16 protein-coding genes and 1 pseudogene are annotated in these 21,329 nt (G+C 38.4%); 9 read left to right on the top strand and 8 right to left on the bottom strand.

Annotation, left to right across the window (positions count from 1 at the left end; all coding sequences use genetic code 11):
• Positions 1 to 2,639 (bottom strand): annotated as a pseudogene (locus ZA05_RS15795) (hypothetical protein); the annotation flags it as partial.
• A gap of 752 nt (positions 2,640 to 3,391) precedes the next feature.
• On the opposite strand from ZA05_RS15795, the gene ZA05_RS15785 reads away from it, so the two are divergent.
• Positions 3,392 to 4,447 carry a redoxin family protein gene (locus ZA05_RS15785; RefSeq protein ID WP_053992658.1) on the top strand — a complete coding sequence of 352 codons (1,056 nt, stop codon included), beginning with the start codon at positions 3,392 to 3,394 and terminating at the stop codon, positions 4,445 to 4,447.
• 69 nt (positions 4,448 to 4,516) lie between these two features.
• On the opposite strand, the gene ZA05_RS15780 is transcribed toward ZA05_RS15785, so the two are convergent.
• Positions 4,517 to 6,055 (bottom strand): bifunctional ADP-dependent NAD(P)H-hydrate dehydratase/NAD(P)H-hydrate epimerase, encoded by a 1,539-nt coding sequence (locus tag ZA05_RS15780; RefSeq protein ID WP_053992657.1) that lies wholly within the window; start codon positions 6,053 to 6,055, stop codon positions 4,517 to 4,519.
• A gap of 368 nt (positions 6,056 to 6,423) precedes the next feature.
• On the opposite strand from ZA05_RS15780, the gene thrA reads away from it, so the two are divergent.
• The 4 genes from thrA to thrC are packed head-to-tail and all read left to right on the top strand — an operon-like array spanning position 6,424 to position 11,743.
• Positions 6,424 to 8,868, top strand: coding sequence for a bifunctional aspartate kinase/homoserine dehydrogenase I (gene thrA, locus ZA05_RS15775; RefSeq protein ID WP_053992656.1), 2,445 nt, complete (start codon positions 6,424 to 6,426; stop codon positions 8,866 to 8,868).
• Entirely contained in the window at positions 8,861 to 9,517 is a 657-nt protein-coding gene (locus tag ZA05_RS15770) for a class I SAM-dependent methyltransferase (protein ID WP_053992655.1), read from the top strand. Before thrA ends, ZA05_RS15770 begins: the two co-directional genes overlap by 8 nt.
• Positions 9,518 to 9,524: 7 nt before the next feature.
• Complete coding sequence (locus ZA05_RS15765; RefSeq protein ID WP_053992654.1) at positions 9,525 to 10,451, top strand: homoserine kinase; 927 nt, start codon at positions 9,525 to 9,527, stop codon at positions 10,449 to 10,451.
• Positions 10,448 to 11,743 carry a threonine synthase gene (thrC, locus tag ZA05_RS15760; RefSeq protein WP_053992653.1) on the top strand — a complete coding sequence of 432 codons (1,296 nt, stop codon included), beginning with the start codon at positions 10,448 to 10,450 and terminating at the stop codon, positions 11,741 to 11,743. Before ZA05_RS15765 ends, thrC begins: the two co-directional genes overlap by 4 nt.
• A 1-nt stretch (position 11,744) precedes the next feature.
• Here the strand turns inward: thrC and ZA05_RS15755 are convergent, their stop codons facing one another.
• The 3 genes from ZA05_RS15755 to ZA05_RS15745 all read right to left on the bottom strand — a co-directional run bounded on the left by ZA05_RS15755 (position 11,745) and on the right by ZA05_RS15745 (position 16,640).
• On the bottom strand, positions 11,745 to 13,517 hold the full coding sequence (locus ZA05_RS15755) for a cytochrome-c peroxidase (RefSeq protein ID WP_231632507.1): 1,773 nt from the start codon (positions 13,515 to 13,517) through the stop codon (positions 11,745 to 11,747).
• A gap of 14 nt (positions 13,518 to 13,531) precedes the next feature.
• The gene (locus tag ZA05_RS15750) at positions 13,532 to 14,992 is read right to left on the bottom strand and encodes an alkaline phosphatase PhoX (RefSeq protein ID WP_157514731.1); all 1,461 of its coding nucleotides are present in this window, start codon (positions 14,990 to 14,992) and stop codon (positions 13,532 to 13,534) included.
• Between the two features lie 181 nt (positions 14,993 to 15,173).
• A complete protein-coding gene (locus tag ZA05_RS15745) occupies positions 15,174 to 16,640 on the bottom strand; it encodes a carbohydrate porin (protein ID WP_053992650.1) in 1,467 nt (488 codons plus the stop codon).
• Between the two features lie 198 nt (positions 16,641 to 16,838).
• Between ZA05_RS15745 and ZA05_RS15740 the strand changes: the two genes are divergently transcribed.
• Positions 16,839 to 17,330, top strand: coding sequence for a cupin domain-containing protein (locus tag ZA05_RS15740; protein ID WP_053992649.1), 492 nt, complete (start codon positions 16,839 to 16,841; stop codon positions 17,328 to 17,330).
• A 189-nt stretch (positions 17,331 to 17,519) separates the two neighbouring features.
• Here the strand turns inward: ZA05_RS15740 and ZA05_RS15735 are convergent, their stop codons facing one another.
• Complete coding sequence (locus tag ZA05_RS15735) at positions 17,520 to 18,668, bottom strand: cysteine desulfurase family protein (RefSeq protein WP_053992648.1); 1,149 nt, start codon at positions 18,666 to 18,668, stop codon at positions 17,520 to 17,522.
• 152 nt (positions 18,669 to 18,820) lie between these two features.
• Between ZA05_RS15735 and ZA05_RS15730 the strand changes: the two genes are divergently transcribed.
• Positions 18,821 to 19,729 (top strand): hypothetical protein, encoded by a 909-nt coding sequence (locus tag ZA05_RS15730; RefSeq protein WP_053992647.1) that lies wholly within the window; start codon positions 18,821 to 18,823, stop codon positions 19,727 to 19,729.
• Here ZA05_RS15730 and ZA05_RS15725 read toward each other — a convergent pair.
• On the bottom strand, positions 19,726 to 20,280 hold the full coding sequence (locus ZA05_RS15725; RefSeq protein WP_053992646.1) for a Smr/MutS family protein: 555 nt from the start codon (positions 20,278 to 20,280) through the stop codon (positions 19,726 to 19,728). The genes ZA05_RS15730 and ZA05_RS15725 overlap by 4 nt on opposite strands.
• On the bottom strand, positions 20,277 to 20,480 hold the full coding sequence (locus ZA05_RS15720; RefSeq protein WP_231632506.1) for a hypothetical protein: 204 nt from the start codon (positions 20,478 to 20,480) through the stop codon (positions 20,277 to 20,279). Before ZA05_RS15720 ends, ZA05_RS15725 begins: the two co-directional genes overlap by 4 nt.
• A gap of 161 nt (positions 20,481 to 20,641) precedes the next feature.
• Between ZA05_RS15720 and ZA05_RS15715 the strand changes: the two genes are divergently transcribed.
• Complete coding sequence (locus tag ZA05_RS15715) at positions 20,642 to 20,923, top strand: DUF2752 domain-containing protein (protein ID WP_369793864.1); 282 nt, start codon at positions 20,642 to 20,644, stop codon at positions 20,921 to 20,923.
• 16 nt (positions 20,924 to 20,939) lie between these two features.
• Positions 20,940 to 21,272 (top strand): CCC motif membrane protein, encoded by a 333-nt coding sequence (locus tag ZA05_RS15710; protein ID WP_053992643.1) that lies wholly within the window; start codon positions 20,940 to 20,942, stop codon positions 21,270 to 21,272.
• The last annotated feature ends 57 nt before the right edge of the window (positions 21,273 to 21,329 follow it).

Genomic DNA, 21,329 nt, shown 5'->3' with positions numbered 1-21,329 from the left:
CCCAGGGCAACCCACTCGGCAAACGCCTGGTCTACGGAAGCCTGGTCGGAACATGCTGCCATTGTATAATCGTCTGGTGCATTGAAGGAAACCTCTGGTGCAGGCTCTACCGTAAAGGTCGAACTCAGCAATAACGGTGCCCCACAGTCGCTGGTAGCTGTCCAGATTACTTCGGTTGAACCACCACAGGCATCAGGTGCCCCCGGATTGGTCACTTCAACCATCAGGTTACAGCCACCCGTGATGCTGCCCAGGGCAACCCACTCGGCAAACGCCTGGTCTACGGAAGCCTGGTCAGAACATGCTGCCATTGTATAATCGTCTGGTGCATTGAAGGAAACCTCTGGTGCTGTTACATTAATTGTTCTTGAAGTTGTTATGGTTCTTCCACAATTATCGGTATAAGTCCAAGTTTCTTCAAACTCACCACAACCACCTTCAAAAGGCTCCACTTCACTTAAAACTTCTCCACTAATTTCACAATCACCAGAATCCCCATTGGAGTAGCCTAAGCTAGTTGGCTCATAAAAATCAAAGTTCTCACATAAAATTTCTAAATCTTCCACAGGATCAAATACTGGAGCTGGAGCAGGCAAAACAGTTACGGTTTTATCTGCAGTAATTGAATACCCACACTCATCTGTATAAGTCCAGTTTACTATAATAACTCCACCACATTCATCATAATCAGGAGACAGAGTACCCGTAACTTGTCCTCCAATATAACATCCTTTAGTATCTGCATTGTTCGTATATGACATAGTTCCCGCCGTATAGTCTGCAGCTTCACTACAAGTAATGGTTTCATCTGCTACAATTGGAAACTCTGGTTTTGGAGCTGGTTCTACAGAAATCGTAAAAGGTCCTGCTGAAAGTACTCTACCGCATGAATCTTCACTATTATAACTCACAGAAATAGTCCCTCCACAAACTCCATAATTTACAGATACTTCAGGATTAAGAGTCCCCATAACAGAGCAATCACCTTCTAGACCATTGCTATAGGTTGCAACTCCTGCCTCAAAATCTGTAGCTTCGTCACAAGCTATACTCTCTGGAAAATCAGGAGGTGTTACCGTAGCTATTGGAGCCGGCATCACCGTAACTGTTTTCATTGCAGTAATTGTATTTTGACACTCATCCGTATATGTCCAATTAACATATAATGTTCCTCCACATTCATCAAATTCTCCTGTCAATACACCATCTACTTGACCTCCAATATAACAAGCCTTTGAATCTCCATTATTAGTATAGGACAAAGTTCCTGCAACATAAGTCGAAGCCTCCTCACATGTTATTGTTTCGTTTGCCACAACTGGAAATTCTGGAGCAGGAGCAGGCTCCACCATAATGGTATACTCTTGGGATTCCAATGGTCTTCCGCAAGAATCTTCTCCGGTATATATTACAGTTATCTCTCCTCCACACAAAGCATAATTGGACATTACCGTTGGCGGTAAACTTCCCTCAACAGCACAATCACCTTCCAATCCGTTGCTATAGGTAGCATCATCCAAAATAATGTCACCTGCTTCAGAGCAGCTAACACTAGTTGGTAATTCAGGAACAGTTAATTCCGCTTCTGGAGCAGGTAAAACCTCTATTATATGCGAAACAGGCTCCATTACCAAGCCACATGCCGCAACCCCAGAATAAACCAAAGTAATAGTTCCACCTTCGCAACTATTATAATCAGCAGTTATTTCTGGGGAGATATTACCTCCTTCAATTAAGCAAATACCTTCTGCTTCGTTAGAAAAACTGGCATCTCCCGGCACAAAACTATCCACTTCATCACAGTTTAGCGAGCTTGGGAGTTCTGGTAAAATCAAAACTGGTGTCGTGTTACCTGTTATTTGAATCACCTGCTTCGTAGTAATAGTTCTTCCACATTCATCTGTAAATTCCCAATCCACATATAACCACCCTCCACATCGAGTATAATCTCCAGAAATCACAGGCTCCACTTCTCCAGATATTTCACATTCACCAGTTTCCCCGTTAGAATATCCCAAATTTTCTGGTACAAAATCTGCTACTTCTTCACAAGTAAATACCAAATCTTCAACCGCATTAAAAACAGGCATTGGAGGTTCCTCCACCATAATGATTTGTTCGGCAGAACTTGAATTTCCACATTCATCAGTAGCCGTCCATGTTCTTACAATAGTTCCGGAACAACCCTCAATTGCTCCAGTATCCTCATAGGTCAAGGTGACATCAGAACAATCTGAAACAGAAGGTTCAGGAATTTCTCCTAATGAACCACAAGAGGTTGAAATATCTTCAACATCAATAACTGGAGGTGTTTGATCCCCTCCTGAGTAAATTGCTTTTAACTCTGCCAAAAACTCTCCATCGCATAGAATGGAAAACTCATAGATTACGGTCCAATCGCAATCTGTTGATCCAGGCTCAGTTTCAATTGTCAGATTGACATCTGTTTCACCATCACATTGGATGCTATACAATTGCTCTACATCCTCAACAGTTAAAGCTACTGTTGACACCTCATCCATACATAGGTTGTAATAGACGGACCTCTCGGCCGACTGACTGTAGACCGAATTCATAGAAAACAAAAAGAGCATTATAAAACCTAAAAAGGCCTTAATGCTCAAATTCCGTTTTTTCATGAAGCCAATGCTACAACACGATAAATTCGCAACAGACTTCCAAAAATGGGGAAATCCATTACTACGGGTAAAATTGTTCATAAACATAACATTTGGTTTTAATTAATTTTTTAAACACATGGCGGTATGCCAACCATAAACAGAAGTGAAGGCTTAAAAACGAATAGAGATGAGGGCACAAACTAAATAGTCCTAGCGACAGTTAAACAATCGCCAAAACCTGAAAAAATGCCTTTGAATTTTCATTCAAAAACAACCATTAAAAGTGCTAAAAATCAATTGTTCTGCTATTAAACAATTTTTGGAAAGTAATCATCCTAAACCCATAACAAATGGAATTCAAGTTGAATAAAGATACTATATAACCTCAAAAAAGATTAATATCCTTTATTCAAAAATAGACGATTAGGTAATTAGTTACAAATAATTTTAAGATTTTTTTTGCATTTAAACCGTTAACCAAACTTTTTTGCTTTTTGTCGGATTGGAAAGAAATTTCTGTGTAAAAAACATCGACAAACGACATCCTTTCCCATCAATAAAAAAACCGCTAACATTTAATTTACAACAAGTTAACACCAACATTAAACTTTCTAGTTTTTGCATAAATAATTTTAAGATGTTCCCTTAACTTATTATTTGTCCACCTAAAAAACCTCCCATTAAAACCAATTTTAATTGTTAATAATTGATTAAATCGCATACGAGAAAACATATTTCTATTATTTTTGGATAAACACAAAAACTTTATCATGAAGAAAACATTGGCCCTTTTACTTATTGCTTCTGCATTTGCTTGTAAGCAAGAAGAACCACCTAAAGATTACGTCACGTTCTCAGGACAAATTACAAAGCCCAATAGCGACTCCCTTATTGTTAGAAATCGTTCTTACTCAAAAACCATTGAAGTAGCTGCAGATGGAACCTTCAGTGACACGCTTAAATTAGATGCTGGAGTGTACAGCTTATTTGACGGGGCAGAAAGTACCACGTTATACCTTAAAAATGGATACGACATCAAACTGACCTTGGATACCAACCAATTTGATGAAACAATCACATATTCTGGTCAAGGAGCTGAAAACAGTAATTTTTTAGCTAAAAAGTCCCTTAAGGAAGAAGAATTACTTGATCTTGACAAGTTAGGCAAATTGGATAATATGGAAGCTTTGGATAAATCCATAGAATCCATAAAAAGTGAATTGACTTCGTTTTATAAATCAGATGCCACAGTGGACTCCACAATCGTTGCTGATGCCATAAAAAATGTGGATCCAATGCTTAAATCTTACCACCGATATTTAGCAAGCTCCATCACTTTAAAGCAAGAATTGCCTCAAGGAAGTCCGTCCCCAGTTTTTGACAATTTTGAAAACCATAAAGGAGGTACTACCTCTTTAAGTGATTTAAAAGGTAAGTATGTATATGTCGACGTTTGGGCTACTTGGTGTGGACCTTGTAAAGCTGAAATCCCTCACCTAAAGCGTATTGAAGAGGAATACCAGGATAAAAACATTCAATTTGTGAGTATTTCTGTAGATGACGGAAGAGGTTTTAAAGGAGAAACTCCTGAAGCCGCTGCGGCTGCTGCCAAAGAGGGTTGGAAAAAAATGGTATCTGATAAAGAATTGGGAGGTATTCAACTATTGGCTGACAAAGGATGGAAATCAGATTTTGTTCAAAACTACAAAATCAACGGCATTCCTAGATTTATCTTAATCGATCCACAAGGTAATATTGTCACACCAGACGCTCCTAGACCTTCTAGTGCTGGACTAGTTGAATTATTTAATGAATTAGACATTTAATAAAATGTTCCTAAATATAGAAAAGGCCCACTTTAAACACGTGGGCCTTTTTTATGTTAGGCTTCCCCTCTATTGTTTTTCTTGCTCTTCCACATTGGGCTGCTTAAATAAATCCAAATAAGCTTCTCCCAAAGCATCTATTACCAAGCTTGCCGTAAGTGCTTGATATCCCAAATCCAAAACAGCAATATCGGCCGCTTTCCCATGTAAATAAACACCAAATAAAGTTGCTGTCAAAGGATCATACCCTTGAGAAAGCATCCCCGTAATGACGCCTGTCAACACATCTCCTGAACCTGCTGTAGCCAAGCCCGGATTTCCAGAGGAATTGACATATAAAAGATCTTTATACACTGTAACAGTATTGGCTCCCTTTATCACTATAATAAGGTCGTATTTTAAGGAAAATGATTTTACTTTTTCCAATTTTTCAAAATCGTCTTTCCAATCTCCAATTAGTCGTTTAAGTTCTTTTGGGTGTGGTGTTAAAATGGTTTGTGGCTGAAGTAAATCCAACAATTCCTTATTATTTGCCAACATATTGATCCCATCAGCATCAATAACCAATCTCCCCTTATATTGTTTCAAAAAGGCTTCAAAAGCAATTAGCGTTTTTTTGTCCGTTCCAATTCCCACACCAAAACCAATGGCTGAAGGTTTCTGTTCAAAAGAAATATTTGAAATAAAGTCTTCTTCATTATCCGTAATCACCATGGCCTCAGGAAATGAAGCCTGTATTGGTATATAACCACATTTTGGCACATAAGCCGTTATTAAACCTGCTCCGGCAGTTAGGGCTGCCCTACTAGCTAAAATTACAGCGCCAATCTTGCCATAACTTCCCCCAACAATCAATGCATGTCCAAAACTACCTTTATGGGAAAATTTATCTCTAGGCTGATACACCGACAACATTTCAAATTTCCCGATAAGTTCTGCCTCTGTTTTTACCCCCTGCAAATAAGATGGATCTATGCCAATGTCCAACACTTCCCACTCTGTAGTAAACTTACCAGTGTCCGGTAAAAAGAAGACCAATTTGGGAGTTTGGAAACTCAAGGTATAATTGGCCCAAACCACCCCATTTTCATCCTCAGGAACATGATCCGTATATAGGCCAGAAGGAATATCAATAGCCAAGGTAAAAGCCTTTGAGGCTCTCATATGCTGAAAAAGCTTCTTGACCCAATCATCCGCTGGCCGGTTTAAGCCAATACCAAAAACACCATCCACTATAATGGCATCAGGAGTAATTTTAGGAAGTTCATCTTCTTCATTCAACAGCAACGGCCAGTTTTTGGACGTTTGTTTAATACGTTCGTAATTGATTAAAAAATCCTTGGAGCGTTTATCACTATAATTAACAACGTAAGTATTCACATTATATCCATGATTGATTAAGTGCCTGGACAACACCAAACCGTCTCCTCCATTGTTTCCAATTCCACAAAATACATGAATAGGAATAGGCTGCCCCTGCAATCTGCTATGGATCCAATAAAAAATTTTAGTGGCTGCACGTTCCATTAACTCGGTAGAACTTATATTTTGGCGCTCGGCCGTAAGTCTATCTCCTTCATAGACTTGTTCTTTTGAAAGTATTTTCATTATTCCGCTAATATTTTAAAAGTCATCTTCTTGCTAGCATTACACAATTTGTTTTTCAACTACAGAATTTCTCACTTCAATTCTGTTTTAAATAAAAACTTAGAGTGTTTATTGTTAATTCACTAAAAAGAATGAAATAGTTTTTTAATTAAAGTAAAAATAATACATTTGATAGGCATATGAATACGAAGTTAGCATTAAATAGTAACACCATTGACGCTCCGGTTTTTATTGGGGCAATTGCTACTATTCATTTCATTTTTGGTATTACAACCCGTTTGGGTTGTTAATTATATTCTCTCCGTACACAATGTGCTGCCAAAGCACCAAAAGTCTAAAATCCATACCGCAATCAAAACTGATTAAAAATGAATGTATTAAAATTTGGAGGAACTTCCGTAGGTTCTGCAGAAAACATAAACAAGGTCATAAATATCCTTGAAAACTATGCCAAAACTGAACCATTAGTTTGTGTAGTTTCGGCTGTTGGAGGAGTTACAGACAAACTCATTATTGTAGGGAAACTGGCCCAAAATAAGGATGAAAGTTTTAAGGCGGAATATGAAGCAATAAAAGCACTGCACTTGGAACTCCTATCGGAATTAATTCCAAAGGCTGATTCTAAAGTGGTAAGCCAACTTGAAGAGATCCTGAGTGCTTTAAAAAGTCTTTTGGACGGTATTTTCCTTATCAACGAGCTCTCTCCAAAAACCTCCGATAAATTAGTTGGATTTGGAGAACTCCTCTCCTCTTTTATCATTACCGAAACCCTAAAAAGTAAAGGATTGGATGCCCTAAGAAAAAATAGTAGGGACTTTATTATTACCAATAACAACTTTACAAAAGCCGATGTTATTTATGAACTGACCTTACCAAAAGTTCAGGAATATTTTAAATCAGCCAAGCAGCGCATTACTGTTCTTCCGGGATTCATAGCATCCTCCGAACATGGTGAAGCTACCACTTTGGGACGTGGAGGTTCGGACTTTACGGCTGCGATTGTAGCTACTGCCATTGAAGCTGAACAATTGGAAATTTGGACCGATGTAAGCGGCATGTACACTGCCAATCCAAAATTGGTAAAACAAGCGCATCCTATTGAAAAGCTATCTTATCAAGAAGCTATGGAACTCTCGCATTTTGGAGCCAAGGTGCTGTACCCGCCTACCATTCAACCGGTATTGATTCAGAATATTCCAATTGTCATCAAAAACACTATGGAACCTGATGCTCCAGGCACCTTTATTACCAACGATGAACAATCTAATGGATTAACTGTAAGAGGCATCACCAATATCGACAATATCGCTCTTTTAACTTTGGAGGGCAACAGCATGGTGGGCATTCCAGGGTTTTCAAAGCGCTTGTTCGAGACTTTGGCAATCAACAAAATAAATGTGATCCTGATTACCCAAGCCTCATCGGAACACACTATCTGTTTTGCAGTAGATGAAGCGGATGGCGATCATGCCAAAGAGGTCATAGATTTCAATTTTGGGTATGAAATAGCGCTGAGGAAAATCAATCCAATTCTTATTGAAAAAGATTTGGCCATTGTAGCACTTGTAGGGGACAATATGAAAAGCCACCAAGGTATTAGCGGAAAAATGTTTAGCACTCTAGGAAAAAACAATATCAATATAAGGGCTATTGCCCAAGGCGCTTCCGAAAGGAATATTTCTGCAGTAATTGCCCAACAGGACGTTAAAAAGGCCCTTAACACCTTACATGAAGCCTTTTTTGAAGTAAAAACCAAACAGCTTAATGTATTCATTAGTGGCGTTGGAAATGTTGGAGAACGATTGGTGGAACAAATTAATCAACAAAAAAAATACCTAAAGGATACTCTAAAAATCGATTTAAGGGTTGTTGGACTGTCCAACTCCAGAACCATGATTTTTGATGAAGATGGCATTTCCCTTATTAAATGGAAGGAACTTCTAGCCAAGGGAGAAAAAGCATCTATGGATTCCTTTTTTAATCGCATAAAATCACTCAACCTGCGCAATAGTGTGTTTGTGGATGTCACTGCGAGTGAAGATGTGGCCAAACTCTATGGCAAATATTTAAAAGAAAGTATTGCTGTGGTGGCTTGCAATAAAATTGCCTGCTCCAGTTCTTACGAGAATTACTCGGAACTGAAGAATTTATCAAGGAAGTACAATGCTCCATTATTATTTGAAACTAATGTTGGCGCGGGATTACCGGTTATTGACACCTTAAATAATCTAATCGCTTCTGGTGATAAAATTAAAAGTATACAGGCGGTACTTTCAGGAAGTCTGAACTTTGTATTCAACAACTTCAATGACACCACCAAATTTCATGACGTGGTAAAACAGGCACAAGCCGAGGGGTATACAGAGCCAGATCCGCGAATAGATTTAAGCGGTGTTGATGTTGCCCGAAAAATATTGATTTTAGCTAGGGAAAGTGGCGCTAAAATGGAATTGGAAGACATTACCAACAACTCCTTTTTGACAAAAGCCAATTTGGAAAGTAACTCGGTAGAAGATTTTTACAAAACCCTAATTGATGATGAAGCCCATTTTCAAAAATTGTATAGCGATGCCAAGACTAAAAATTGTCAATTGAAATATGTAGCAGAATTCAACGAAGGAAAGGCCTCTGTAGGTTTACGCGAAATTCCACAAGGCCATCCATTTTACAACCTTGAAGGAAAAGACAATATCGTGATGTTCTACACTCACCGTTATTTGGAGCAGCCCATGATTATCAAAGGCGCCGGTGCCGGTGCAGATGTGACCGCTTCAGGTTTGTTTGCAGATATCATACGGACAGGAAATGACTAAATCCTTAACAAATAAAGATGTTAACCAAACGGAAGCGACGTTTAAGGTCTTTAACGACTGTGCTTCCATGTACGATGAAAAGTATAGAGACATTTCAGCCTATGAACCATCTGTCCTTAAGTTTTGTGAACTCTTGCAAGATCAACATTCCAAAATTTTGGAATTGGGCTGCGGACCTGGCAATGTGACGCTTTTTATTAAGGAGCGATTTCCAAACTTTAATGTTTCAGGAAAAGACCTCTCGCCTAATATGATTGACATTGCTGAAAGAAATGTACCCTCAGCAAATTTTGAGGTAATGGATTGCCGAGATCTTGAAAGTATTCAAGAGGTCTTTGATGGTATGATGTGTGCTTTTTTGTTCCCTTATCTTTCAAAAGGTGATGTGGAGCAACTTATTTCTGAAAGTTCCAGAATTCTGTCCAAAAATGGATATCTGTACATCAGTACAATTGAAGGAAATTATGAGTCATCCCAATGGACTGGATCTAAGAATTACCCAGAACTAAAATTATTCATGCATTATTACCAAGAAGAGGATTTAAAAAACATCTTAACCAAACATTGTTTTAAAATTGTACATACAGAACAGTTGGTCAACCCAACGAATGGAGACAACGAATTGATTTTAATAGCCAAAAAAAATTGAACCAATATTGAAAAACGAAATAAAAATATTTTCACCTGCAACGGTGGCCAATGTAGCCTGTGGCTTTGATGTCATGGGTTTTTGCTTGGACGCGGTTGGAGATGAAATGATTGTAAAAAAATCGGCCCAAAAAGGAATTCGCTTTACCAAAATTGAAGGTTACGATTTACCGCTTGAGGCTGAAAAAAATGTTGCAGGGGTTGCCGCTCTGGCCCTTTTGGAAGATGCTAAACCAGATTTTGGTTTCGATATGGAAATCTACAAAAACATCAAACCCGGAAGTGGTATTGGCAGTAGTTCCGCTAGTGCTTCGGGTAGTGTATATGCTATCAATGAACTTTTGGGAAAACCTTACAACAAAACACAACTCTCCTACTTCGCCATGAAAGGAGAAGCTTTGGCAAGTGGTTGTGAACACGCCGATAATATTGCGCCTGGCATTTTTGGAGGATTCACTCTAGTAAAAAGTGTAGACCCATTGGAAATTTTGGAAATACCCACACCTGATGAATTATACGCTACTATAGTTCACCCTCAAATAGAAATCAAAACTTCTGAGGCCAGAGCCATTTTACCAAAGGAAATTCCATTACAGAAGGCCATTACGCAATGGGCAAACCTTGGGAGTTTGGTTCACGGACTTCACACAAACGATTATGAATTGATCAGCAAGTCACTTCACGATGTAGTTATTGAACCTTACAGAAGTACTTTGATACCTTATTTCCAAGAAGTAAAAGCACTAGCTCAAAAACATGGTGCCCTAGGTTCTGGAATCTCAGGGTCTGGACCTTCCATTTTTATTTTGTCAAAAGGTGAAGATATTGCTAATAAAGTGGCACATGCCGCAGAAGACTTATATTCCAAAACCAACTTGGATTTTAATATACATGTTTCAAAAATTAACACCCAAGGAATAAAAACGTTGCTATGAAATACTATTCCCTCAACCGAAAAGCCCCAGAAACCACCTTCAAGGATGCCGTTATCAAAGGATTGGCATCTGACAAAGGCTTGTATTTTCCAGAATCCATAACACCATTGCCAAAATCGTTTTTTGAGCAGATGGATCAAATGGATGATGTGGACATTGCATTTGAAGCCATCAAACAATTTGTAGTCCCCGAAATTCCTGAAGACACTTTAAAAGAGATTATCTCAGAAACATTGTCTTTTGATTTTCCAGTTGTAAAAATCAATAATCAAATTTCGTCCTTGGAATTGTTCCATGGCCCAACCATGGCTTTCAAAGATGTTGGTGCTCGATTTATGGCGAGATGCCTTGGCTATTTCAATGACAGCAATCCAAATGAAGTAACGGTTTTGGTCGCTACTTCTGGCGATACTGGTGGAGCCGTTGCTAATGGATTTTTAGGAGTTAACGGTGTGAAGGTCGTTATTTTGTATCCTAGCGGCAAAGTAAGTGATATTCAGGAAAAGCAACTTACCACTTTGAAAAAGAACATCAAAGCTTTAGAAGTAGATGGTACTTTCGACGATTGTCAGGCGATGGTGAAACAAGCTTTTTTGGATGAATCCATAACAAGCCATATGCAGTTAACCTCTGCCAATTCCATTAATGTGGCGAGATGGCTTCCGCAGATGTTCTACTACTTTTTCGCTTACAAAGCATTATACAAAACTCACAAGGACCTTGTATTTTCAGTACCTAGTGGAAATTTTGGAAATATCTGCGCTGGTATGATGGCCAAACAATTAGGCCTTCCTATTCAACATTTTGTAGCTGCCAACAATGCCAATAAAGTAGTCACAGATTATCTGCGTGAAGGGATTTACGATCCCAAACCTTCCGTGCAAACCATAAGCAATGCCATGGATGTGGGAGACCCTAGTAATTTTATTAGAATTGAGGAAATCTATCAGAATAACTACAAGAATCTCAAAGAAGATTTATCCGGATATAGCTTTACCGATAGGGAAACCAAAGAAGCTCTCAAGGAACTTTACAACGATTACAGCTATGTAGCCGATCCGCATGGTGCTGTTGGCTTTTTGGCCTGCAAATCCTATTTAAAAGAACATCCACACGCCCATTGTGTATTTCTGGAAACAGCCCACCCAACCAAATTTTTGGATGTTGTGGAAGAAGTTATCAGAGAAAACATCGAACTTCCTCCACAAATCCTTAAGGTAATGAGTAAGAAAAAAAGAGCAACTTCTATTGCTTCGTATGAAGAATTGAAATCATTCTTATTAAAATCATAGTTTAACTATCCTCTAATGATTCCATAAAGCTGATGATATCTTTCATTTCGCTTTCGGTCAATCCTAGAGCATCGGGAGGCAAGGTTTGGTATTCCAATTCCAGACCTAATCCGGCTCCTCCTCCATCATTATAAAATTCCATAAGCTGCTCCAAATTAACAAACACACCATTGTGCATGTATGGAGCAGTTTTGGAACTATTTCTAACGGTTGGTGTTTTGAAAAAATACTTCTTTTCTAAGGTGTTGAATACATTGTAACGTCCTAAATCGCTATCTACAAGTGTTTCCTGAAGCGTGTCCTTTGGTACTCCCAAAAGCTCGAATTCAGTATGTTTGAAATCTGGCGGTATGGTGCCATTAAACACGGGGGCAAAATGACAGGTGGCACATTTGGCTTTTCCCATAAACAGGTTGAAGCCATTTACTTCATTCGAAGACAAGGTATTTTCCAAACCATTGATGTTATTATCAAATTTAGAATTGAATTTGTTCAGACTTCTGATATAAACTGCAATGGCATTTCTTATAGAATGATCCGAAACTTCTGAACCATACAAATTTAAAAACTGCTCAGCATATAGAGAATCACCACTTACTACTTCTTTCAAATCGTCTAGGTTAGTATGGAATTCATGTTGATTATTCACTACATCTACAATTTGGCCCTCAAGATTCCCTGTTCTACCATCGTAAAAAAAGCTTCTTTGCAAAGCCGCATAAGTCAATGTTGGGGTATTTCTCAACTGTTTGGGGAATGCTTTCAAGCCATCTGTAAACGCTTTGTTTTTATCGTGACAGGTAGCACAACTCATAGAATTGTCGCTCGACAACCTGGTATCGTTAAACAAACGTTGTCCCAAACTGATTTTTGAAGTGAGCAAACTATCCACTTCTACATACCCCGAGAAATAATCCATATTGAAGGTGCTAGAGGAGAACAATGAGGTCATGTCATTGTTAAAGGCTAATTCCAAAGGAAACTCAACTTCCCAATCGGTTTTGGTGCGTTGCAACAATTCCAATTGTTTATGGGTGTGGTTTTTAATGAAATTGAACCTGTTAAAACTTTCAAAATCAGCATTCAAATTCACAATGGCCTTATCGAAAGCTTCTTGAAACTCATTATACAAGGCTTCCGAAGCAAATTCATCTTTATAAATATTGAGTAACTCCTTTAAACTACCATAGGCAATGATGCTTTCCTTCATGGAAGCTTCCAAAACAGGCGAATCAAAACCTGTAATTCCAGTTAAGGCAATGCGCGCCACTTCATCACGAATGAGCCACAACACGTGATACGGCTTCAATTTTAAATGTGTATTCTGTTTGATGAGTTCCAATCGGTTTCTAGTTTGTTGGGCCACCTTTTTAAATTCGACTTTATCAAAAGGTTCTTCAAACAACAGCTCTTCCATCACCTGAAATCCAAACGGATTGTTGATTTTGATATCGGTAGCATCTTCTTCCTCGACACTTAAAATATTAGGGGCATTCAAACTCTTGTAGTTGCCTTTGTCTACAAAAGACAATATGGGCTCTGCCATTTTAAATTGCTCACGGGCATTTAAATATCCCTTCAACATCAAATCTCTGTTACTGCTCGCCAAGGTAGAATCCAAAAACTCGATACAACGCCCTAAAGTATTCACATAACTTCGCTCCAAAGTAACAATGGGTTCAACGGCTTCATGGGTTTCTGCCTTTTTGCAAGACCCCAATACTATGCACAAAAGACACACTAAAGTATAGTGTGTCTTTTTTATGTGTTTCAAATAAAAATTTGTCATTATCTATCCAAACCTTCAACAACAAATAACATACTTCCTTCTTTTCTACTATCAGCAACAGGAGCAGCGTTTGGATCTGTAAATGCCGATCCATCTGCTGGTTCCCATCCATGGTTTTGAGTAATTACCAAGAAAGTGTCGTCTTTGCCTATAGTTTCAGAAATGTCAATCATTCCAGTAATTTCCCAAGCAGAAGTCGCTGAACCATATCCTAAACCTTCTGCAGTTTCTTGGTCACATTCCAATACTACTTTTAAGGCTCCAGTATTCAAGTTATATTGATACAATCTAGCGTAGTGGGTTTTATCGGCAGTGTCGTAGTAACCATTTGGATCTTCTTGGATATACGCGTAGTTTTCTGTTACCAAAATGTTATCAGGACTGTGGAATGATTTTGCTTTTCCGCTTAATTTATCACCATCCAATACACAAGTAATAGTACCCGCCCCAGTTGGATCGTTAGGGTTCATGGTTACTTTATACACACGACCGTAGAAAGTTCCTTTACCTTCCAAGTCTGGCTTGCTACGTCCTGTTACACAAAAATAGATCTCTCTATTGTTTTCTGCAGAACCTCTTCTCCAGTCAATATCCTCCAATCTAGAGAATCCCATGACACCTTTGCTTTTAGCCTCGGCATCCAACAAATCCAATTGCGTTTCTTCCAATTGAACAAACTCCATGGCATACGATTGCCCTTCAACCATATCCATTTCAAAAGTCACATTAGCATCTGTAACTTTAAGTCCGTATAAAGAACCACCTTCCAAGTCTCCTTGGTTTCCAACATACATTCCCAACTGTCCTGAAGGCACCGCATTGTCTGAATGGTCATCTCCAATAAATACTACCGTTTTCCCTGGGTACGCATCTTTTCCAATAGCTACAGCATTTTCAGTAGACCACTGCCCCATAGCTGGCAACATTTGAGCTGTAGAAGCACCTCCAGTACTTTTAAAAGGATCTGTTAAAAATACCCCGTTGGAAGATCCACCCCATTCACCACCTGACAGATATAAAGGTCCAAAACCATGTTCCTCTGGCGTGATCAAGGAACCTGAACATTGCGCTGTAGAAGCAGTAGCTTGGGAATTCAAAATGTACTCACCTCCTACTGGCTTAAAGGTTTCATCCAAACTAATTCTAGCAATGGCATAATCGGCTTCAATATTATTGATTAAAGTGAAAGTATCGTCTGCATTCTTGATTAGGCCAGCACCATCTGCCATAGAGCCATAGATAAAATTTGGAGTGTTTACCAATTGATCTTCCGATGTTAACAAGTTATAAATGTTCACATCTGAAAACTCTGGAGTCAATTCCAATAATACCGGAGATTGGGAGTGTGATTGTAATACCACCTCATTTGTTGGCTCATTGTTGGAATTGTCATCATCATTACATGACACAAAGGACAAAAGCCCTAGGCCAACACAAGCAAATTTGTAATAGTTGTTCATTTTCATGTTTTTTTTAAAAGTTTTCACAAATGAACAAAGGCAAGGTAAGAATAACCTTAAGTCATATTTAAGATAAATTCACTAAAGTGTTAATTTTGTTACGCTTATGTTAATAATTGGAATTAAAACAAATAAGAAGTTTACTATTTGAACTGAAAACCAGTTTTAAGGCCTAAACTAGTTATTTCCAAATCCACCATTCGGCCTTGACACCAAAGTAATACCCCCAACGCTTGGGACCAGTGAACAGCAAATAAGGAGAATACAGGTTCTCTTTGGCAAAATCGTTGTAATGGGCAAAAGAGGCCACAAACCTAAAGTGAGGCCTAGCCCAAAAATCCCTTGCTCCCGTGGGAACAAATACCGGTGCAATACTAAATTTGGTCATACTGGCATTAGGATTGGTGCCATCCTTTCTCTGGGAATAATGTAATTCTGCAAGCAGATGAAAATAGTCTGTAATAAAAAATTCACTTCGGGTACCAATGGCTATATCTATTTTTCTGTTAAAGACTTCCTTTCCAAAATAAGTCTCCGCTATATGATTACTATCTGCACCTCCTTTACTTTGTGTAAAAATAAAATACCCATTGAGGCTATAAAAATCTGATATGTTCAACATGGCCTGATTGACCACCGACCATGAATAAGCGCCTCTAAAATTTAAGTCATCCGCATCGGGAGCTCCAAAAGTATACCAAGTTTTGGATATCCCACCATCACCCCCATTGGCAATTCCTGAGCCATACCTGACCGCCAAATCGTTAAAGGATCCATCCCTAAGTTTTCTAAAACGTCTATGGTATCTTGCTCCAAATACCAAACCATAATCTGATGGAAAATTCACAGCATCACCCACATCACCAGGTTCAGTCAAATCATTGTCCTCATCACCGCCTCCCATATAATGGACTTCTCCCAGCGCCGTAATCCTATTGTCTTGATTCAATTCAAAATCATGCTCTCCTATTAACACGGTTCGCTGTCTAAGCGCAGCACTAAGGGTCCCGGTTTCAATATTCAAATAAAAATAAGGAGGTAATGTAGAGGTGGTATCTACAGATGCTACAAACACAGCCGCCATTCTAGATTTTTTGTATCCCACACCAAATCCTTGCCCCGAATGGTCATTGAAGTAATAATGGTCGGCTATATGCACATCAGGACCTCTGTATAATCTAGAACCAATCCAAATATTTAGATCCTTTCCTTTAATATTTCGGGCTTCTGCATAAATTTCGGGTAAGGCAAAGTTAAGACCGCCTAAACTGGTGGTGGAGCTATTTCCTATCGACGTCAAACTAGTGGTATAAACAGCCAATCGCATTTGCACATGGATAGTGGTACTATCGCCAGCCTTGGGCCTGAACACAAAGTTAGGCACCAACTCCAAATAATCCTGCTCTTCCAACCTACCTCCAACACTTCCCATATTGCTAAGGTTTAAACGCCTTCCAATAGATTCGCCATTTTCAAAAGACCAGTCTACTCCCACACGTCCGTAAGATCCCAGATAAAAACTTTTGTTGGTAGAATATTCATAACTAATTTGGGCATTTAGCCAAAAACAGCTTAAAAATGCCCAAACATAAAATCCTATACTCCAAAATTTATAAGTTCTAGTAAATCGTAATTTTGTTCCATACATATTACAGTTGGTTCTTCAGTTACACATTTCAATGATTATCACTGTTTTACTTATAAATATACACAACAAATACAAAACACTCAAACACAACCGATTACAAATAAATACCTTGACCTTATTTAGACATCTATTTTAACGCACCTGTTTTTAAAGCTTTCTGTATAACTTTACCACACCTATAATTATGAATACACCTCAATGAGCTCAAAAATAAATATCAAAAACAAACAAGAAGGCAACTATTTGGCAGTTGCCGGTAGTAATTATCGAATAGTGATTTCCGGTGAAGACACCAATGGGGATTATGCCGTTATTGAAATGTTGGTGCCTCCCGGAGGTGGACCACCTCCCCATGCCCATCCACATGCGCAAGAACTATTTCATATAACCGAAGGCGAACTTGAATTTAAAAGCGAAGACGGTCATGTTACAGTAAAGGCTGGAGAGTTTGTCACCATTCCATTAAATGGACCAATCCATTGCTTTAAAAATACCTCCAACCAAAATGCCCGACTTACCTGCACCATTATCCCTGCGGGTTTGGAAAATTTGTTTGTAGATATTGGTACACCCGTAAATGAAGGAGAGTTTTTGCCTCTTACCGAAGCAACACCTGAATATTTAGAATTTATAGAAGGAATTGATAGAAAATACCAACAGAAAACCTATCCGTGGGAATATCTAGACTGATATTCTTATGAAAAAAGAAAAGGATGGCTGCCTGGACAAACTGTCCAGTTGTCAATATTGGAATTGTGAAACACAAAAGCCTACACTACTAATGGCAAAGAGCAAGTGTAGGCTCTATATTGATGTAACTTTCTACAGATCAAAAAGAAATGTTGAAGGCAGCCATTTATATTCGGAATTATTTAAATGCTAAGCCTCAACAATCTCTTTAAGTACCTCTACGATATAGTCTATTTCTTCTTTGGTGTTGTAACTGCTGAATGAAAACCGAATGGAAGGTTTCTTCAGGTCTTCCTCAGACAAAATTTGGGATAATACATGCGAGCCCATTGAACTTCCACTTTGGCAGGCACTCCCCTTTGAACAGGCAATTCCTTTTAAATCCAATTGAAACTGAAGCGTCAGGGCTTTTTCAGCAGATAATGGTAAACATACATTCAATAAAGTGTAAGTACTCTTTTCATCATCACCACAGTTCCCATTAAAACTTACGCCTGGGATATGTCTTTCCACTTCAGATTTAAAGTAGTTCTTTAGGTCTAAAATATAATTGCGTTCTTTATCCAAGTGGTCATAGGCCAAAACAAAAGCTGTTTCCAAACCTTTGATATTGTGTACAGGCTCTGTACCTGCTCTAAAACCACGTTCTTGAGCACCTCCAAAAATAAGAGGTTTCAAATGGCTGTTCTTTCTTATATAAGCGAACCCAATTCCTTTAGGTCCGTGGAATTTATGAGCTGCAGCCGTCATAAAATCAATTGGTACATCCTGTACGTCCCACTCAAAATGACCAATGGATTGTACCGTATCACTGTGGAACAAAGCATTGTTGTCCTTACACATTACAGCTACCTTTTTAACATCCAAAAGGTTCCCTATTTCATTGTTAACATGCATCAAGCTTACCAATTTCAAATCTTCAGACGCATGTAACAAACGCTGCAAATCTTCATAATCCGGCGTTCCACATTTCTGAAGCTTTACATACTCAACATTAATACCATACTCCTGTTGCAATTCTTCAGCTGTATGCAACACCGCATGATGCTCAATACACGATGTGATAATGGTTTTCACACCTGCATCCCTAACAGCACAACGCAGAATCATGTTGTCCGCTTCGGTACCACCTGATGTAAAAATAATTTCCTGAGGCAGAGCGTTAAGCTGTTTGGCAATGGTTTTTCTGGCTGATTCTATGATAGATTTTGAAGACCGTCCAAACGCATGTGTAGAAGATGGGTTTCCATAATTTTCAGATAACACTTTATGCATTTCTGTAATCACTTCGTCCCTAACCTTTGTGGTTGCGGCACTATCAAAATATACTTGTTTCATGTTGTTTTGTTTATTGGTAATTCTTGGGAAATTGGCAACGGAATGCTTCCCCCTTCGCCAATTAGCCGCAAAAGTAAAGGAAATAAAATTATTTACCAGATGCCACGTTATAAATTAACAATTCTCTTATTTTTGTGTCTCAAATTACTACTATGAAAAACCTTATATACCTCCTGTTTGCTGCACTTTTTATAGTTTCATGCGATGATGGTGATATTCTTGATGTTGAATTGGATTTTGAAGACGAATTGACATTATGTCCAGAAAGCAGTGAGTCCTATCTTCTTTATAAAACCAAAGAATCTCCTTACGAATCCTTGAGCTTACTGTTTCCTTCCAACAGTACCAACGATGGTATATTCAATCCAGAAGAAGGCATTGTGGAAGGTTCAATGGCCATAAACGGGACAAGCGTAAGGTTTCATTACAGAACCTACAACAACAACCCAGAGAACTTTATCTGTAATTTGGTTCCCGATGAAACTGTCACGGTTACCAACAACTACGAAGCTACTTCGGGAACAGTAGAGTATTTCTCTACCTATGTTGATGATGATAATGATGGTATTCCTTCCTCTATAGAAGATGAAAATTTGGACGGCGATAATGACCCTAGCACCAACCCAACGGATACTGATGGCGATGGCATACCAAATTATCTAGATGAGGATGACGACAACGATAATGTAAAGACCATCAATGAAGTTCCAGACGCCAATGGAGATAATAATTTCGACGACTCCAGAGACACCGATGAAGATGGTATTCCTGATTATTTGGATGATGATGATGATGGAGATGGTATCATCACTAGATACGAGGATGAAAATGGTGATAAAAACCCAGCCAACGATTTTGCTGTAGATGCCACCATTGCACGATACTTAGACAGTAATGCTCAAGATGAATTCCTAGTAGAGGAATTTATAGAAAACGTTTATACCAGAACTATTTCAGTGCACTTTACAGTACATAATGTAAATATCACTGTTTTAAGTACCGATGAAATAGATTTAGGAACTTATACCCTTGAGGTAGAATTTTCTACGGAAGACGATTAAGGAGCTGTATTCTGATAAATATAAACCTCCGTGGCCCCCATACCATATTTTTGGTAATCGGCGGCATAAAAGGTAAGGTTGTTATACCTTCCAAAAAGGTATTCCAATTCGGTTTTTAGAACCCCTTCTCCCACACCGTGGATAAACACTACTTTTTGAATACGCTTGCTCATGGCAAATTTCAATTGTCGCTCCGCAGTATCCAATTGCAGTGTCAACATTTCATGATTGGAAAGTCGGTTGGGCCTAGGCGTTAATTGATGGATGTGCAAATCCACTTCCATCGCCGGTAAATTGCGTTCCTTAGGTTTGATTCTTTGCGATTTTCTTTTCTGTGGAATTTCCTTTTCCTGAATCACATCAAAAGCAGACTGCCCCGAAAACACTTCAGATTTTAACGACTTATCTATAAGGATAAGCTCGTGAGCATAAAATTCCAATACAAAACCATCGGTGGTTTCTATCCCATATAATTTTCCATTTTGACTTGTGATGATGCCTGTAATATCCTCATCCAATACCGAAACTTTATCTCCAATCTTTAAAGTCATGCGTCTAGGTCGTTTTCGTCCATATCATCCTTGTCAAATTTACTGGGAATATTTTTCGATATTCCATAAACACCTAGCATCAACAACGCAACGCCTCCAATTAACACAAAGGTGTTTTGTTGTTCTTGGGCTTGGGCGTAGAATGCTACAATTCCCCCTATGACTATAAAAATATAGTAGATTCGTTTTGGAATATTCATAATAAACTGCAATAAAGAAAGCTCCAAAATTAAGGCTTTTAATAATAACTTTAATAGACTGACGTACAATTCATTTATGCATCGGTATATGAAAATACTTGCATTTTCTGATAAATAGCAACTAGATTTCATACATTTGTTATCAGTCATTATAAACATTTATGTCGTCACTAGAGTCATACATGATACCCTGCCTTTGGAAAAAAACTTTTGGAGTGGAATGCTTGGGCTGTGGTACACAACGTGCCTTTGCTCTTGTACTCCAAGGGGAATTTTCGGCTGCTTTTAAATTGTATCCAGCCATTTACACCTTGTTACTACTCGGCGTTTTTTTATTGGCACACATTAAATACCAATTTAAACACGGCCATAAAATTTTATTGGCCTTATTTATACTGAATATTACAATCAGCTTGATAAATTATTATTTAAAACACTTTTAACTTTAAACTAATCAACATGGAAAAACAAACTTTACCAAATTCAACCCTCATCTTAGTAATGGGTATTCTCTCAATTTTGGGTTGTTGCTTTTATGGAGTTCCTGGACTTATCTGCGGAATCGTTGCCATCGTTTTAGGTTCAAAAGCCACGAAGCTCTACCAATCTGCTCCTGAAGACTATTTAGGGTACGGAAATGTGAAAGCGGGGAAAATTATGGGGATTATCGGTGTAGTTCTAAGTTTGATCTACCTTTTATTCTTCTTATGGGCATTGAGTTATTTTGGTTGGGAAGTACTTTCTAATCCAGAATTAATGCAAGAACGTTTGCAGGAAATGCAACAAGTTTAGTATTTAATGACACATAAAAAAAGCGACCAAATAGTCGCTTTTTTGTTTTTATAAACA

Source organism: Mangrovimonas sp. TPBH4, from assembly GCF_001280505.1.
Taxonomy (GTDB): domain Bacteria; phylum Bacteroidota; class Bacteroidia; order Flavobacteriales; family Flavobacteriaceae; genus Mangrovimonas_A.
The sequence above is the reverse complement of the archived record's forward strand: the minus strand, read 5'-3'. Positions and strand labels throughout refer to the sequence as shown.

Coding starts and splice junctions, on each gene's coding strand:
- ZA05_RS15735 (WP_053992648.1), bottom strand. CDS start 18,668: ATGAAACAAGTATATTTTGATAGTGCCGCAACCACAAAGGTTAGGGAC.
- ZA05_RS15715 (WP_369793864.1), top strand. CDS start 20,642: ATGTCGTCACTAGAGTCATACATGATACCCTGCCTTTGGAAAAAAACT.
- thrA (WP_053992656.1), top strand. CDS start 6,424: ATGAATGTATTAAAATTTGGAGGAACTTCCGTAGGTTCTGCAGAAAAC.
- ZA05_RS15785 (WP_053992658.1), top strand. CDS start 3,392: ATGAAGAAAACATTGGCCCTTTTACTTATTGCTTCTGCATTTGCTTGT.
- ZA05_RS15720 (WP_231632506.1), bottom strand. CDS start 20,480: ATGAATATTCCAAAACGAATCTACTATATTTTTATAGTCATAGGGGGA.
- ZA05_RS15740 (WP_053992649.1), top strand. CDS start 16,839: ATGAGCTCAAAAATAAATATCAAAAACAAACAAGAAGGCAACTATTTG.
- thrC (WP_053992653.1), top strand. CDS start 10,448: ATGAAATACTATTCCCTCAACCGAAAAGCCCCAGAAACCACCTTCAAG.
- ZA05_RS15780 (WP_053992657.1), bottom strand. CDS start 6,055: ATGAAAATACTTTCAAAAGAACAAGTCTATGAAGGAGATAGACTTACG.
- ZA05_RS15710 (WP_053992643.1), top strand. CDS start 20,940: ATGGAAAAACAAACTTTACCAAATTCAACCCTCATCTTAGTAATGGGT.
- ZA05_RS15725 (WP_053992646.1), bottom strand. CDS start 20,280: ATGACTTTAAAGATTGGAGATAAAGTTTCGGTATTGGATGAGGATATT.
- ZA05_RS15770 (WP_053992655.1), top strand. CDS start 8,861: ATGACTAAATCCTTAACAAATAAAGATGTTAACCAAACGGAAGCGACG.
- ZA05_RS15750 (WP_157514731.1), bottom strand. CDS start 14,992: ATGAACAACTATTACAAATTTGCTTGTGTTGGCCTAGGGCTTTTGTCC.
- ZA05_RS15730 (WP_053992647.1), top strand. CDS start 18,821: ATGAAAAACCTTATATACCTCCTGTTTGCTGCACTTTTTATAGTTTCA.
- ZA05_RS15745 (WP_053992650.1), bottom strand. CDS start 16,640: ATGTATGGAACAAAATTACGATTTACTAGAACTTATAAATTTTGGAGT.